The sequence below is a fragment of the Bradyrhizobium sp. SPXBL-04 genome (assembly GCF_051853035.1).
Taxonomy (GTDB): Bacteria; Pseudomonadota; Alphaproteobacteria; order Rhizobiales; family Xanthobacteraceae; genus Bradyrhizobium; species Bradyrhizobium zhanjiangense.
In genome coordinates, this window is record NZ_CP182472.1 from 6,567,649 (window position 1) to 6,582,062 (window position 14,414).

General features: G+C 66.2%; 13 protein-coding genes. 7 read left to right on the forward strand and 6 right to left on the reverse strand.

Annotated features, from left to right (window positions below; genetic code table 11):
* Positions 1-145 precede the first annotated feature (145 nt).
* Positions 146-472 (forward strand): hypothetical protein, encoded by a 327-nt coding sequence (locus ACNJX8_RS31590; protein WP_091894190.1) that lies wholly within the window; start codon positions 146-148, stop codon positions 470-472.
* A gap of 130 nt (positions 473-602) precedes the next feature.
* A complete protein-coding gene (locus tag ACNJX8_RS31595; RefSeq protein WP_249760259.1) occupies positions 603-1,289 on the forward strand; it encodes a glutathione S-transferase family protein in 687 nt (228 codons plus the stop codon).
* 55 nt (positions 1,290-1,344) lie between these two features.
* Here ACNJX8_RS31595 and ACNJX8_RS31600 read toward each other — a convergent pair whose 3' ends face one another.
* From ACNJX8_RS31600 to ACNJX8_RS31610, 3 genes are all read right to left on the reverse strand, one after another.
* A complete protein-coding gene (locus ACNJX8_RS31600) occupies positions 1,345-3,354 on the reverse strand; it encodes a methyl-accepting chemotaxis protein (protein WP_439358005.1) in 2,010 nt (669 codons plus the stop codon).
* A 216-nt stretch (positions 3,355-3,570) separates the two neighbouring features.
* Positions 3,571-3,738, reverse strand: coding sequence for a DUF1127 domain-containing protein (locus ACNJX8_RS31605; RefSeq protein ID WP_439358006.1), 168 nt, complete (start codon positions 3,736-3,738; stop codon positions 3,571-3,573).
* Positions 3,739-3,791: 53 nt separating this feature from the next.
* Entirely contained in the window at positions 3,792-4,235 is a 444-nt protein-coding gene (locus ACNJX8_RS31610) for a nuclear transport factor 2 family protein (RefSeq protein WP_128935574.1), read from the reverse strand.
* A gap of 91 nt (positions 4,236-4,326) precedes the next feature.
* Here ACNJX8_RS31610 and ACNJX8_RS31615 point away from each other — a divergent pair, with 91 nt between their 5' ends.
* The gene (locus ACNJX8_RS31615; RefSeq protein ID WP_091894200.1) at positions 4,327-5,250 is read left to right on the forward strand and encodes a LysR family transcriptional regulator; all 924 of its coding nucleotides are present in this window, start codon (positions 4,327-4,329) and stop codon (positions 5,248-5,250) included.
* A 109-nt stretch (positions 5,251-5,359) separates the two neighbouring features.
* On the opposite strand, the gene ACNJX8_RS31620 is transcribed toward ACNJX8_RS31615, so the two are convergent.
* Complete coding sequence (locus tag ACNJX8_RS31620) at positions 5,360-5,980, reverse strand: glutathione S-transferase family protein (RefSeq protein WP_128935576.1); 621 nt, start codon at positions 5,978-5,980, stop codon at positions 5,360-5,362.
* Between the two features lie 128 nt (positions 5,981-6,108).
* Here ACNJX8_RS31620 and ACNJX8_RS31625 point away from each other — a divergent pair, with 128 nt between their 5' ends.
* A complete protein-coding gene (locus ACNJX8_RS31625; protein WP_439358007.1) occupies positions 6,109-7,389 on the forward strand; it encodes a flavin-dependent oxidoreductase in 1,281 nt (426 codons plus the stop codon).
* Positions 7,390-7,583: 194 nt separating this feature from the next.
* On the opposite strand, the gene ACNJX8_RS31630 is transcribed toward ACNJX8_RS31625, so the two are convergent.
* Together ACNJX8_RS31630 and mutY are read right to left on the reverse strand one after the other, a co-directional pair.
* The gene (locus ACNJX8_RS31630) at positions 7,584-8,003 is read right to left on the reverse strand and encodes a PaaI family thioesterase (RefSeq protein WP_439358008.1); all 420 of its coding nucleotides are present in this window, start codon (positions 8,001-8,003) and stop codon (positions 7,584-7,586) included.
* 70 nt (positions 8,004-8,073) lie between these two features.
* Positions 8,074-9,174, reverse strand: a complete 1,101-nt coding sequence (gene mutY / locus ACNJX8_RS31635; protein ID WP_439358009.1) for an A/G-specific adenine glycosylase — start codon at positions 9,172-9,174, stop codon at positions 8,074-8,076.
* Positions 9,175-9,335: 161 nt separating this feature from the next.
* Here mutY and ACNJX8_RS31640 point away from each other — a divergent pair, with 161 nt between their 5' ends.
* The 3 genes from ACNJX8_RS31640 (at position 9,336) to smc (ending at position 14,318) form a co-directional block, all read left to right on the forward strand.
* A complete protein-coding gene (locus ACNJX8_RS31640; RefSeq protein WP_128935580.1) occupies positions 9,336-9,827 on the forward strand; it encodes a DUF721 domain-containing protein in 492 nt (163 codons plus the stop codon).
* A gap of 138 nt (positions 9,828-9,965) precedes the next feature.
* Positions 9,966-10,637 carry a DsbA family protein gene (locus ACNJX8_RS31645; RefSeq protein WP_091894218.1) on the forward strand — a complete coding sequence of 224 codons (672 nt, stop codon included), beginning with the start codon at positions 9,966-9,968 and terminating at the stop codon, positions 10,635-10,637.
* Positions 10,638-10,853: 216 nt separating this feature from the next.
* A complete protein-coding gene (gene smc / locus ACNJX8_RS31650; RefSeq protein ID WP_128943717.1) occupies positions 10,854-14,318 on the forward strand; it encodes a chromosome segregation protein SMC in 3,465 nt (1,154 codons plus the stop codon).
* Positions 14,319-14,414: the final 96 nt, after the last annotated feature.

A 14,414-nucleotide genomic window follows, 5' to 3' on the forward strand; every position in this document is an offset into this window, starting at 1 on the left:
AATCCATCGAACCACAGCGCAAGCCGCCCAATGGATTCCGGGCTCGCGCCAAGAGGCGCGCCCCGGAATGACGGCGGCGGTGCTTGAATGCCGCCCCCGCCAGGACTAGATTCGCCCGATCAGTCTCGTCCCGACCGGTCCTCCCATGCGACGACAGTCCGAGACATTGCTGCTGGTGCCGCTGCTGCCGATCTTCCTGCTCGGCATGTTTCCGATGTTCCTGATTGCGCTCTTGGGATTTTTCGGCCTCGCCTTGTTCGGCGTGCTCGTGGTCTGTGTCGGGCTCGCCAGCAGCAACGAGGCCCACGACAATTTCAATCACGACGTCATCGTGCACGGTTACGCGCGCGGAACGGAGCGCAAGGCGCGGGCGTCCGATATGCATCTCGCCACGCGACTCGGCCTGCGCCTGGAAGCGGTCGGCGCGGCGATGATCATTACGGCGGCGATCGGCCTCTGTTACGCCGCCTGATCTGCGCTGCGCGCAGATACCGCCCGGCAAACTCGCCGGTTGCGCTTCCGAAAGGTTCGGGCAAGACAAGCGGCCTCGCTGCAATGATGCTGCGCTCGCTCTCGGCAACAACCCCCTGGGGAGATGATCGATGCTCAAATTCTATTTCAACGGATCGCCGAACCCGACCAAGGTCGCGCTTTATCTCGAAGAGTCCGGCCTGCCCTTCGAGCCGGTCGCGGTCGACACCCGCAAGGGCGAGCAATTCACGCCGGAGTTCCTCAAGATCAATCCGAACGGCAAGGTGCCGGCGATCGATGACAATGGCACCATCGTGTTCGACTCGAACGCCATCCTGCTCTATCTCGCCGAGAAGACCGGAAAATTCCTGCCCGCCGCCAGCGTGCGCGGCGAGACGCTGTCGTGGCTGATGTTCATCGCGACCGGCGTCGGGCCCTATTCGGGTCAGGCCGTGCACTTCAAGCATTTTGCGCCGAAGGACCAGAACCACGACTACGCCCACAACCGCTACCAGTACGAGACCGACCGCCACTACAGGGTTCTCGACGGTCACCTCAAAGGCCGCCGCTACATGGTCGGCGATGACTATTCGATCGTCGACATGGCGCTGTGGGGCTGGGCACGGATGGTGCCGTTCAAGCTCGGCGACGACGCCTTTGCCCGATACCCGAACGTGAAGCGGCTGGTGGACGAGATCTCGGCGCGGCCCGCGGCGGCGCGCGCGATCGCCTTGAAGGACAAGTTCACCTTCAAGGCCGAGATGGACGACGAGGCGAGAGCCAACATGTTCAAGCACATGAAAACGAAAGCGGCCTGATCGCGCGCCGTTCTTCGAGGCCACGCGCATGCGCGTGGCCTCTTGCTTTTAAAGCTCAGGCGGCGTGAACCGTCTCCAGGAACCTGGCGACTTCGACCTTCAAGCGGTTGCTGTCCGCCGACAGCGAGCGCGCCGCCGAGAGCACCTGCGATGAGGCCGATCCGGTCTCGGAAGCCCCGCGCTGCACGTCGCCGATATTGGTCGAGACGCGCTGGGTCCCGTGAGCGGCCTGCTGCACGTTGCGCGAGATTTCCTGCGTGGCGGCGCCCTGCTCTTCCACGGCGGCGGCGACCGCTGAGGAAATCTCCGACAGCCGCTCGATGGTGCCGCTGATCTCCCTGATGGCGCCAACCGATTGCTCGGTGGCGGCCTGGATGTTGGCGATCTGCTGGCCGATCTCGCCGGTCGCCCTCGCCGTCTGCTCCGCGAGCGCCTTGACCTCGGAGGCGACCACGGCAAAGCCGCGGCCGGCTTCGCCCGCGCGCGCGGCCTCGATGGTGGCGTTGAGCGCGAGGAGATTGGTCTGGCCGGCGATGGTGCTGATCAGCTCGACCACGTCGCCGATCCGGGCGGCCGCCTTGGAGAGCTCGCCGACGCGGTCATTGGTCCTGCTCGCCTGCCCGACGGCCTCGCCCGCGATGCGGGCGGATTCCTGCACCTGGCGGGCGATCTCGCTCACCGAGGAGGACAGTTCCTCGGTGGCGGATGCGACCGCCTGCACGTTGGCGGTGGCTTCCTGCGATGCGGATGCCACTTCGGTCGACAGATCCTGGGCGCGCGAGGCGGTCGTGGTCAGCGTGCCGGCGGAGGCTTCCAGCTCGTTCGACGCCGCCGACACGGTGTTGACGATCTCGCCGACAGCCTGCTCGAATTGGTCGGCGAGCCTGACCATGTCTTTCTTGCGGCTCTCGGCCTGCCGCGCCTCGAGCTCGGCCTGCTCGGCGCGCATGCGCTCGGTGTCGATCATGTTGTCCTTGAACACCTGGATCGCCTTGGCCATGTCGCCGGTCTCGTCGGCCTTGCCGCGCCCGGGAACCTCGATGTCGAGATCACCGCCGGCCAGCCGCCCCATCGCACGCGTCATCGAGGTCAGGGGACCGACGATGCTGCGGGCAATCAGGAAGGCGACGATGCCGCCGAACAGGATGGCGAGGCCGCCGGCGATCTCCTGAACGGTCGTCGTGCCGGCGATCACGGCTGCGGCATGGTTGCGCGATTCCTGATAGTCCTTCTTCAGCGTCGTTTCTGCGGCCTTGAGCCTGCCGATGCTCTCGACGATGAGCGGCGCGAGATTCTTGTGATAGATCTCGTCGGCCTGAAGCATCGCGGCCGATGTCGTCTCGAACGCGGATTTATAGATTCCGAGCGAGGTCTTCACCGGCGCGATCGTGGCGCGCAAATCCGCGGCCTGCGGGCTTTTCTCGATCGCCGCGAGCCGTTGCGCAGCCCTGTCCACACTCGCCCTGAAATTCGCCGGTCCCTGCGCGTCGCGCAGGGCCAGGAAACGCCAGTTTGCGACCCGGACAAGGAGGATCCTGGATTCGAGGTCGGCGACCAGGGCCGCGGTGTCTTCATCGACGGCGGCGCGCGCCGCATCGACCAGCTTGCCCATCTTGACGGCCAGCTCCTCCCCGCTCGGCAGCAGCGTCGCCTTGCCCGTTCTCGCCTCGTTGACGGCATCCCCGAGATTGTCACGCAGGCGTCGCATCTTGGCGATGTCGCCGATGAGGCCGTTGTAGAGCGCTCGCCGCTCCTCCGAGAGCGTGCCCTTCACCCCGACCTGCAACAGCTCGGTCGCCGCGGTCTCCCGCTCTTGCGCCTCTTTCATTGCGGGTTCGTTGGCGTCGTAGACGTAACGCAGATTGGCGCGCTGGATCGCCTGAAGATGGGTCGATATCTCCAGCACCCGCGCCGTGCTGTCCGAGAGCGCGGATTGTCTTGCGACCTGATCCTGCACCGCCCGCAAATTCCAGACGGCGACCACCGCCATCACCAGACCGACTGCCACGAGGGCCATGAAGCCTGCGTACAGGCGTCCCCTGATCCGCAAACGAAACTTCGGCATTCCCACTGTCCACCCAGATGCATTTCACTTCGAGCGGCCGAACGATTCCGGCGATCGTCACCGGCCACCCCGGCAGCCGCGTGTCGCGTCTTTGCGACTCACGCTGCACCGCGACACAATGGGGGACACTCGTTAATTGAACCTTCCAATTGTTCACGCAGAGCTGCGGCAGCGCCGACAAAACCTGCTGATTTTGTCGGCAGTTGCTCCCGCTCCCTACTTCCGCCGGACAGGCTTCTTCAGCTCGTACGCAATCTCCGCCCTGCTCATCCCACAGTCCTGAAGCTCCCGTTCGGTCATGGCGGCGAGCTGACACCGTGCCCGAGACCGCTCGCGCCTGATACGAACCATCTCGACCAGCGTCTGCCAGGCCCGCACGATCATCACCGGCTCTGACGGACGAGATCGGCCGGCGGACGTGATGCAGCTCAATCCACTCAGCTCGCAGCCCTCACGCCCGCTTGCGGAAAAGGACCGAGCGCCCTCTCGGTCAGGACCGAGTCGCAATATTCCCGGATCTCCTTGATCTTGCCGTCCTCCAGGCGAAACACGAGACAATAGTCGTTGTCGTAACGGACGCCTTCGGGCGTGACGTTGTCGCCCTTGGCTTCCACCACGACGATGTCGCCATCGGCAATGAAGCGGTGGGCGACCGTGCGCGTGCGGTCACGCAGGCGGGTGCGGACATATCCGTGCAGATCGTTGAGGATCGCCTCCTTGCCCGAAAAGGTGCGCGACCAGGAATATTGCCCGGTCACGACCCATTTGGCGTCGTCGGCAAGGCTCGCGGTGAATAGCGCGCGGTCACGCGCGGCGGGGTCAGGGTTGGCGGCGGCGGCAAAGATATCCTGCATCAGTTTCTTGTTGGCGCTCGCGCTCATGGCGGCATCTCCGTTTGGTGGCAACACCGAGAACATCGCCGCTCAACGGGAATTCTTCAAATCGATAGCGAATATGATATCTATTCACCTCATGAATTTGAATTCGCTTGACCTCAATTTGCTGACCGCCCTCGACGCATTGCTGCGCGAGGCCAATGTCAGCCGCGCCGCACTTCGGATCGGCCTGTCGCAACCGGCAGCGAGCCATGCGCTCCAGCGCCTGCGCGACATCTTTGGCGATCCGCTTTTGGTGCGCACCGGCGCGCGGATGGAACTGACGCCCCGGGCCGAGGCGCTCCGCGCACCGCTCGCCCACGCGCTCGACCAGGTGCGCGGGTTGTTCGTGCCTGAGGATTTCGACGCGGCGCGCAGCGAACGGCAATTTCGCCTGATGATGCCGGACTTGGCGGTCGAGCTGTTGATGCCGCCGTTGATGGAGAAGGTGACGCGCCTTGCGCCCAACGTCCGCATCGAGATCGTGCCGTGGCGCGGATCTGCGATCTTCCACGCCGAGTTCGCCCGCACCATTGACCTCGTGATCTCGATCGGCAACGCCTTCAAGGGCTTTCACCGCCAGCTGCTTTACACCGACAGCGACGCGCTGGCGGTGCGGCGCGGCCATCCGATGGCTGCGAAGCTCACGCGGCGCGAAACGTTCCTGGCCGCACGCCATGTCGGCGTCATCATCCGCGGCAGCGCTGAGGACCTGATCGACACATGGCTGCGCAGCAAGGGCATCGAGCGGCACATCTCATTGGTGGTGGCAGGCTATCTCGAAGCGCTGCACGTCGCCGCCCGCACCGATCTCGTCGCCTTCGTGCCGCGAAGGCTGATCGCGGCGCTGTCGAAGCAGCTCGGCCTCGTCACGGTGACGCCGCCGCTCGACCCTGGGATCGACGAGCAGTTCATGTTCCATCCGACGCGCGCGCAGATGGACCCCGGCTCGATCTGGCTGCGGCGGCTGATGCTGGCGACGGGACGGGAGTTGGAGCAAGCCAAGCGCAAGCTCTCGTAGGGTGGGCAAAGCGAAGCGTGCCCACCGCTCTTACAATCGTGGGAAGATGGTGGGCACGACACTTCGCGCCTTTGCCCACCCTACAAGAGCCTGAGTGTGTGGCCGCGCGCTACGCCTTCTGCGCGTCCATCACCTTGCGCACCGCGGGCCGATCCGACATGCGCTTGAAATGATCGGCGATCTTCGGCGTCGCGTTGATGTCGACGCTGTCGCCTTCGAGCCAGGTCGAGAGCGTGTAGAGATAGGGATCGCAGATCGTGAACTGCTCACCCATCACCCAGGGCCCTCTGAACATCTTCTGCTCGATCAGGGCGAAGCAGGCCGCCATGGTCTTCGGGACCATCGCCTTCATGTCGGCGAATGAGCTCTCCTGCGTCGCCCAGCGCGCGCCGCGCATCTTGTGGGCATGGTTGATGTGCACGGTCGAACAGAGATAGGAGTTGAACGACTGCACCTGGGCGAAATCGAAGGGATCGTCGAGCGGCGCGAGCTTCGCCTTGGGAAAGGTCTGCGCGATATAAGCCAGCATCGCCGGCGTCTCGGTCAGGATCCCGCGATCGGTCACCAGGGCCGGCACGCGGCCCTTCGGGTTGATCGCGAGATAGTCCGGACTGTTCTGCTGGTTGTCCTTGAAGCTCAGCCGCTCGGCCGTGTAGTCGGCGCCAACCTCCTCCAGGGTGATGTAGGTGGCGAGCGCGCAGGTGCCGGTGGCGTAATAGAGCTTGAGCATGTCGGACCTCCTAGGAAAGCTGGAAATTAGCGGCTGTCGGCCGTCAGGTCCATAGCACGAGCCCCTCTTCGCAGTTGCCCACCGCCGCCCGCCTATGCCAAGACGCCCGCAGTCGGAGGGGTTTTGTCATGACGGTACTCATCGCCGGTGGCGGCATCGGCGGGCTGACGCTTGCGCTCAGCCTGCACGGAATCGGCGTTCCCGTAAAAGTGTTCGAGAGCGTCGCGGAATTGAAGCCGCTTGGCGTCGGCATCAACGTGCTGCCGCATGCGGTGCGCGAACTGATCGAGCTCGGCTTGATGGACAAGCTGGATGCCAGCGGCGTGCGCACCCGCGAGCTCGCCTATTTCTCCAAGCACGGCAAGCCGATCTGGAGCGAGCCGCGCGGGCTGGAGGCCGGCTACAAATGGCCGCAATTCTCGATCCATCGCGGCACGCTCCAGCAGCTCCTGCTCGACACCACGGTCGAGCGGCTCGGCCGCGAGAACATTCTCACCAGCCATCATCTGACCGGCTGGACCGAGACGGCGGGAGGCGTGCGCGTCGACTTCATCGACAAGGCGACCGGTAGGGCCGCAGAGACTTACGACGGCGCGATCCTGATCGCCGCCGACGGCATCCATTCCGCCGCGCGCGAAAAGCTGTACCCGGGCGAAGGCGCGCCGATCTGGAACGGCCGCATCCTCTGGCGCGGCGTCACGCCTGCGAAGGCCTTCCTCAGCGGCCGCACCATGATCATGGCCGGTCACGAAATCCTGAAATTCGTCTGCTACCCGATCTCGAAAGAGCCGGATGCAGCGGGCAATCACCTCATCAATTGGGTGGCCGAGCGCCACATGCCGCCGACCTATCAATGGCGCCGCGAGGACTATAACCGCACCGCGCGGCTGGAGGAGTTTCTGCCCTGGTTCGAGAGCTGGACGTTCGACTGGCTCGACGTGCCCGGCCTGATCAAGAACTGCCCGCACGCCTATGAATATCCGCTGGTCGACCGCGATCCGGTGTCGCAATGGACGTTTGGCCGCGTCACGCTGATGGGCGATGCCGCACATCCGATGTACCCGATCGGATCGAACGGCGCCTCGCAGGCGATCCTCGATGCACGCGTCATCACGCGCGAAATCCTGGCGCATGGACCGACGGAAGCCGCGCTGCTCGCCTATGAGGCCGAGCGGCGGCCCGCGACCACCGACCTCGTCCTGCTCAACCGCAAGAACGGTCCCGAGCAGGTGATGCAGCTGGTCGAGGAGCGCGCGCCCGACGGCTTTGAGGTCGTCACCGACGTGCTGTCGCAGCAGGAGCTGGAAGACATCGCCGCCAATTACAAGCGCGTCGCGGGATTCCAGGTCGAGGCGCTGAATGCGAAGCCGGCGATCGTGAACGCAGGCGCGACGCGCGCGGGGGCGTGAGTTTTTGCTGATCGTCGAGCCGCGGACTCCTCTTCACCTCGCCCCGCTTGCGGGAAGAGGTCGGATTGCATCGAAGATGCAATCCGGGTGAGGGGGTACAGGTCTCTCGACAATCTCCCGGGTGGAGAGAAGCCCCTCACCCCAACCCTCTCCCCGTAAGAACGGGGCGAGGGAGTGAGAGAGCGGTGCACACCTCACTTCACCACCCTCGCCGCCTCCAGCAGCCGCTCGCTCGCGCTCGCCGTCGCCAGCACGGTGCCGTCCTCCGCCGTCAGCTTGCCCTCGACGAACGCAATGGTCTTGCCGAGCTGCGTCACCTTGGCCTCGCCGATGATCGGGCCCGGCTTTGCGGGGCTGAGGAAGTTCACGGTCATGCTGATGGTGGTGGTGTAGAGCCGGCCCTCGCTCATCACGAGCACGGCCGGGCCCATCGTGTCGTCGAGCATGGCCGAGAGCATGCCGCCCTGGATGAAGCCTGCTGGATTGCAGAACTCCGGCTTGCCCTCGAAGCCGAGCTTGATCCAGCCCTCCTGCGGGCGGGCATCGAGCAGGCGCCAGCCCAATAGCTCGGCGCAGGGCGGCTTTCGAAAGTTGTCCAGCGCAGTCTTGACCATACGAACCTCCGTTGCCGACGAAGGGGATAACGCAGGCCTGCTGCCAGCATGATGTCAGCAGGGTTGGACGCTAGAGATCCAATCCATGCGCGATGACCTTGCGCATGACGTTGGGCAGCGCTTCGCCGGCAAGCGTGGCGATCGGCACCCAGCGCATGCCCTCGGGCGCCCTGGTGCGGACCTCCGCCTTCGCCGTGTAGACGATCAGCTCCAGCGGAAAATGCGTGAAGACGTGGGTGACGACGCCCACCTTGCGCTGCCAGCGCGTCAGCCCCTTCAGCTCCGGCGCCTGCTGCTTCGCCGCCGCGTCGTCCTGACCGGCGAGCCAATCTGAGCCCGGCACCTCCGTCATGCCGCCGAGCAGACCCTTTTCGGGTCTTGAGCGGACGAGCAGCTCGTCGCCGCGCGTGACGACGAAGGCAGCGCCGCGCCGGAGCGTTCCGCTCTTCTTCGGCGCCTTGCGCGGAAATGTTTCCTGCGTGCCCTGCGCACGCGCGATGCAATCCTCGTTGAGCGGACACAGCGAGCAGGCCGGCTTCTTCGGCGTGCAGATCGAGGCGCCGAGGTCCATCAGCGCCTGCGCACTGTCGCCGGCACGAGAATCCGCCAGCAGCGTCGCGGCCAGCTGCTGGATCAGCGGCTTGGCCTGCGGCAGCTCGTCCTCGACCGCGAACAGGCGCGACACCACCCGCTCGATGTTGCCGTCGACGGGCATGGTGCGGCGATCGAACGCGATCGCGGCGATCGCGGCCGCCGTGTAAGGCCCGATGCCCGGCAGCGCGCGCAGGCCTTCCTCTGTGTCGGGAAAGACGCCGCCATGCTCGCGCGTCACCGCGATCGCGCAGGCATGGAGGTTGCGCGCCCGCGAGTAGTAACCCAGCCCGGCCCACATTCGCAGCACGTCGTCGAGCGAGGCCCGCCCCAGCGCCGTGACGTCAGGCCAGCGCGCGACGAATTTTTCGAAGTAGGGCCCGACCGCCTTCACCGTCGTCTGCTGGAGCATAATCTCCGACAGCCAGACGCGGTAAGGGTCCGGTGCCTCTCCGGACGCTGCCCGCCAAGGCAGTCGGCGGCGGTGGCGGTCGTACCAGGCGAGTAGGAGTTTCGGGCGCGATGAGGCTTTCGACTGAACTGGTTCCGACTTGGCCATGAGGGCAGATCTGGGGCTCATGGCTACACTGTAGCGGCAACGCGCCGGTCTCTCCACGTCATGCCCGCGCCTGTCGCGGGCATCCACGTCTTTCTTCGCGGCAAGACGTGGATGGCCGTGACAAAGCCCGGCCATGACGGCAGCAGTTTCTGAGACATCGCGCGCGGTGCTATAAGGTCCCGATGTCCAAATTCCCTCCCAAGCCGGGTCCCATCAGCGCCAAGCCGCTGTCGCTCCTGCTCAACGACGTCTTTGCCGAGGCCTATGCCAAGCAGGGTTTTGCGGCGCGCGAGCTGGTGACGCGGTGGGCGGAGATTGCCGGGCCGGAGATTGCGGCGCATGCCGAGCCCTTGAAGATGCAATGGCCGCGGCCGGTGGAGGGCCAGCCGCAGGAGCCGGCGACGCTGGTGCTGCGGGTCGAAGGGCCGATGGCGCTGGAGATCCAGCATTCGGCCGATGTGATCCTGGAACGGGTCAACCGCTTCTTCGGCTGGAGCGCGGTCGGCAAGCTGGCCTTCCGCCAGGCCCCCCTGTCGCGCCCCCGGCGGCGGGTGCGGCCCGGCCCGCCGGATCCCAAAGCGGTGGCCAAGGTGGCGGAGAGCCTGGGCGACATCGAAGATGAACAGCTCAAGACGGCGCTCGCGCGGCTCGGGGCCGCCATCAAGCGAAATTGAGCCTCATTCCCTAGCTAATCTGGACCCCGACTTGCCGCTCGCCATTGCCTCAAACGACGTTTCAAGCTAGCGACAGGCCGCCCGAGCGGGAACTCGATAGACCCCTGGGGCGACACCTTGCCAATCCGGGAGCCGACCTTGATCATCACCCGCCGCGCCTTCACCACGATGCTGTCGCTGACCGGGCTTGCCGCGCTCGCCGGACTCTCGCCGCTGCGGTTCATCTCCGAGGCCATGATCCCTGAAGCAATGGCGCAATCCGCCGCGGATGTGGCCAAGCCGGTGTCTTTGCCCGACATGGCGCTCGGCCCGAAGGATGCCGCCGTCACCATCACCGAATACGCCTCGATGACCTGCCCGCACTGCGCGGCCTTCAACGAGCAGGTGTTCCCCAAGATCAAGAAGGAATACATCGACACCGGCAAGGTACGTTACATCTTCCGCGAGTTCCCGCTCGACATCAAAGCCGCCGCCGGCTCGATGCTGTCGCGCTGCATCGCCAAGGACGACGCGCCGAAATATTTCGCGGTCACCGACATGCTGTTCCGCCAGCAGAGCGACTGGGTGATGAAGAACACCACCGAGACCCTGACGCGGATCGGCAAGCAGGCCGGCCTCACCCAGCAGCAGGTCGAGGCCTGCCTGAAGGACCAGTCGCTGCTCGACAAGATCGCCGCGGACCAGAAATACGCCAGCGACGTTCTGAAGGTTGACTCGACGCCGACCTTCTTCATCAACGGCGAGAAGATCAAGGGCGAGGCCTCGTTCGAGGAGTTTGCCAAGAAGATCAATCCGCTGCTGAAGAGCTGATTCGCAACGCCACAATCCTGATTCGCGCATCTAAAGCCGTATCATTCCCGGCATAAATCCCTTGGGAAAAGCGGCTCTCGCCGGTTGCCCTCGCGGCGCACCACGGCCATTGTCCGCCGCACGAGCCGCCTCGCGCGACTCGCCCAGACAGCGACAACGCCTTCCATGGTATTGTCCCGGCAGGGGATTCGCGCCTGCCAACAGAGATGCGTGCTTATGAAAATCACCCGCCTGCGCCTTCACGGTTTCAAGTCCTTCGTTGAGCCCACGGACTTCGTTATCGAGCCCGGCCTGACCGGCGTGGTCGGACCCAATGGCTGCGGCAAGTCGAATCTCGTCGAGGCACTGCGCTGGGCGATGGGTGAGACCTCGTACAAGTCGCTGCGCGCCGCCGACATGGACGCGGTGATCTTTGCCGGCTCCGGCAACCGTCCCGCGCGCAACCACGCCGAAGTGACGATGACGATCGACAATGCCGATCGCACCGCGCCCGCGGCGATGAACGACAGCCAGCTTCTCGAAATCTCCCGCCGCATCGAGCGCGAGGCCGGCTCGGTCTATCGCATCAACGGCCGCGACGTGCGCGCTCGCGACGTGCAGATCCTGTTCGCCGACGCCGCCACCGGTGCGCGCTCGCCGGCGCTCGTCCACCAGGGCAAGATCGGCGAAATCATCCAGGCCAAGCCCGAGCAGCGCCGCCGCGTGCTGGAAGACGCCGCCGGCGTCGCCGGCCTGCACGCCCGCCGTCACGAGGCCGAGCTGCGGCTGAAGGCGGCCGAAACCAACCTCACCCGCGTCGAGGACGTGATCGGCCAGCTCTCCGGCCAGATGGAAGGCCTGAAGAAGCAGGCCCGCCAGGCTGTGCGCTACCGCGAGGTCGCGGCCAAGGTGCGCAAGGCCGAAGCAACCCTGTTCCATCTGCGCTGGATCGGCGCCCATGCCGACGTCAACGAGTCCGGGCAGACGCACGATCTCGCGGTCCGCGAGATGGCCGAGCGCACCCAGCACCAGGCCGAAGCCGCCCGCATCCAGGCCATTCGCGCCGCCGAAATGCCGGCGCTGCGCGATGCCGAAGCGCGCGCCGCGGCCGGGCTCCAGCGCCTCACCAATGCCCGCGAGCAGCTCGACCGCGAGGAAGAGCGCGCCAAGGAGCGCGTCGCCGAGCTCGAGCGCCGCCTCGCCCAGTTCGAGGGCGACATCTCGCGCGCCCAGCAGCAGACCATGGACGCCGACGTCGCGCTGCAGCGGCTCGACACTGAGGACGCCGAGCTGAAGGAAGAGATCAAGTCGCGCGTCGAGAAGCGCTCCGGCGTCGACGAGCGCGTCGCGGAAGCCGAGGCGGTGCTGACCGAAACCGAGCAGCGCTTCGCCGAGCTCACCACCGCGCTCGCCGACCTCACCGCCAAGCGCAACCAGCTTGAAGCCAATGTCCGCACCCATCGCGACAAGCTCGCCCGGCTCGACCAGGAGATCGCGAGTGTCGCGGCGGAAGAGCAGAAGCTTGCGCAGGAGACCGGCGGCTTCGGCGATCTCGACGAGCTGACCGCCCTGGTCGAGACCGCGGAGCAGACGCTGGCCGCTTCGGAAGCCGCGGCGCAGGCGAGCGAAGCCGCCCATGTCGCCGCGCGCCAGACGCTGGAATCCTCGCGCTCGCCGCTGGTCGAAGCCGACAAGCGCGTGCAGCGGCTCGAGACCGAGGCGCGCACGATCTCGAAGATCGTCAACGGCGAGACCAAGAATCTGTGGCCGCCTATCATCGACGGCATCACCGTCGACAAGGGTTTTGAGAAGGCGATCGGCGCCGCCCTCGGCGACGATCTCGACGCGCCGGTCGATCCGTCGGCGCCGATGCGCTGGACCAATGCCGGCGTCACCGACGGCGATCCGGAGCTGCCCGAGGGCGTCGTTCCGCTCGCCAACCATGTGCAGGCGCCGGCCGAGCTGGCGCGCCGTCTGGCGCAGATCGGCGTGGTGCCGCGCGAGCGCGGCGCCGAGCTGGTCTCGCAGCTCAAGACCGGCCAGCGGCTGGTCTCGCCGGAGGGCGATGTCTGGCGCTGGGACGGCTTTGTCGCCGCGGCCCACGCCCCGACCGGTGCCGCGCGGCGGCTTGCCGAACGCGCCCGCCTCGTCGACATCGAGAACGAGCTGGAGCAGGCCCGCATCGACGCGCAGATCAAGCGCCAGGCGCTGGAGAACGCCGAGTCCGAGCTGCAGATGGCCGCCAGCACCGAAGGTGCCAGCCGCGAAGCCTGGCGGGCCGCGCAGCGCGAGCTCAACGTTGCCCGCGAGCGCCACGCTGGTGCCGAGCGCGAGATCAGCCGCCACGCCGCACGCAAGGCGACGCTGTCGGAAGCGCACAGCCGTCTCGCCGCCGACCGTGCCGAGGCCGAGGCAGCCTACGAATATGCCGAAGCAGGCATCAGCGAACTACCGTCGAGCGAGGACACCGAGACCCGTCTCGCCGCCGTCCGCAGCGACATCGAAGCCCATCGCCGCATGGCCGCCCAGGTCCGCGCCGAGGCGCAGGCGCTGGCCCGCGAGGCGGAGCTCGCCGACCGCCGCGTGCAGGCGATCCTGGCCGAGCGCACCGAGTGGCAGAACCGCAAGGAGAGCGCGGCCTCCCACATCGACACCATCCAGGCCCGCATCGCCGAACTGACGATCGAGCGCAGCGAGCTCGAAAACGCGCCGGCCGTGTTCGCGGAGAAGCGCAGCGCGCTGATCACCGAGATCGAATACGCCGAGAACGATCGCCGCATGGCCGCCGATGCGCTCGCCACCGCGGAAACCGCAATGGCCGAGACCGACCGCGTCGCGAAGCTGACGTTAGAGGCGCTCTCCAGCGCCCGCGAGGCCACCGCCCGCGCCGAGGAGCGCATGGAAAGCGCGCGGCGCCGGCTCGAGGACATCGAGCGCGAGATCCGCGACATGCTCGAAGTCGAGCCGCAGGCCGTCGCCGGCCTCGCCGAGATCGAGCCCGGCGCCGAGCTGCCGCCGCTGCACGACATCGAGGAAGACCTCGAAAAGATGCGCCGCGACCGCGAGCGCCTGGGCGCAGTCAACCTGCGCGCTGAGGAAGAGCTGCGCGAGGTCGAGACCCAGCACACCGGCCTCGTCACCGAGCGCGACGATTTGGTGGAGGCCATCAAGCGGCTGCGCCAAGGCATCCAGAGCCTCAACAAGGAAGCGCGCGAGCGGCTCCTGACCTCATTCGAGATCGTCAACAACCACTTCAAGCGCCTGTTCGTCGAGCTGTTCGGCGGCGGCGAGGCCGCGCTGCATCTGATCGAGAGCGACGACCCGCTGGAAGCCGGTCTCGAAATCATCGCCAAGCCGCCGGGCAAGAAGCCGCAGACGCTGTCCCTGCTCTCCGGCGGCGAGCAGGCGCTGACCGCGATGGCGCTGATCTTTGCGGTGTTCCTCACCAACCCCTCGCCGATCTGCGTGCTGGACGAAGTCGACGCGCCGCTCGACGACCACAACGTCGAACGGTACTGCAACCTGCTGCACGAGATGACCGGCTCGACCGACACCCGTTTCATCATCATCACGCACAATCCGATCACGATGGCGCGGATGAACCGGCTATTCGGCGTCACCATGGCCGAGCGCGGCGTCTCGCAGCTGGTGTCGGTGAGCCTCGCAGAGGCCGTGGACATTCTCGACCAGAACGTGGCGTGATATCTCTGCCGTCGGCCCGGGCTCGCAAAGCCAGAACCCGGAATCTCGCGCCACAACCATTGACGTCATCATCCGCCTTGTGCGCAAATTGCGCAC

Excerpts from the sequence above, each read along its gene's own strand:
- ACNJX8_RS31590 (WP_091894190.1), top strand. The coding sequence starts at position 146 with ATGCGACGACAGTCCGAGACATTGCTGCTGGTGCCGCTGCTGCCGATC.
- ACNJX8_RS31595 (WP_249760259.1), top strand. The coding sequence starts at position 603 with ATGCTCAAATTCTATTTCAACGGATCGCCGAACCCGACCAAGGTCGCG.
- ACNJX8_RS31600 (WP_439358005.1), bottom strand. The coding sequence starts at position 3,354 with ATGCCGAAGTTTCGTTTGCGGATCAGGGGACGCCTGTACGCAGGCTTC.
- ACNJX8_RS31605 (WP_439358006.1), bottom strand. The coding sequence starts at position 3,738 with ATGATCGTGCGGGCCTGGCAGACGCTGGTCGAGATGGTTCGTATCAGG.
- ACNJX8_RS31610 (WP_128935574.1), bottom strand. The coding sequence starts at position 4,235 with ATGAGCGCGAGCGCCAACAAGAAACTGATGCAGGATATCTTTGCCGCC.
- ACNJX8_RS31615 (WP_091894200.1), top strand. The coding sequence starts at position 4,327 with ATGAATTTGAATTCGCTTGACCTCAATTTGCTGACCGCCCTCGACGCA.
- ACNJX8_RS31620 (WP_128935576.1), bottom strand. The coding sequence starts at position 5,980 with ATGCTCAAGCTCTATTACGCCACCGGCACCTGCGCGCTCGCCACCTAC.
- ACNJX8_RS31625 (WP_439358007.1), top strand. The coding sequence starts at position 6,109 with ATGACGGTACTCATCGCCGGTGGCGGCATCGGCGGGCTGACGCTTGCG.
- ACNJX8_RS31630 (WP_439358008.1), bottom strand. The coding sequence starts at position 8,003 with ATGGTCAAGACTGCGCTGGACAACTTTCGAAAGCCGCCCTGCGCCGAG.
- mutY (WP_439358009.1), bottom strand. The coding sequence starts at position 9,174 with ATGAGCCCCAGATCTGCCCTCATGGCCAAGTCGGAACCAGTTCAGTCG.
- ACNJX8_RS31640 (WP_128935580.1), top strand. The coding sequence starts at position 9,336 with ATGTCCAAATTCCCTCCCAAGCCGGGTCCCATCAGCGCCAAGCCGCTG.
- smc (WP_128943717.1), top strand. The coding sequence starts at position 10,854 with ATGAAAATCACCCGCCTGCGCCTTCACGGTTTCAAGTCCTTCGTTGAG.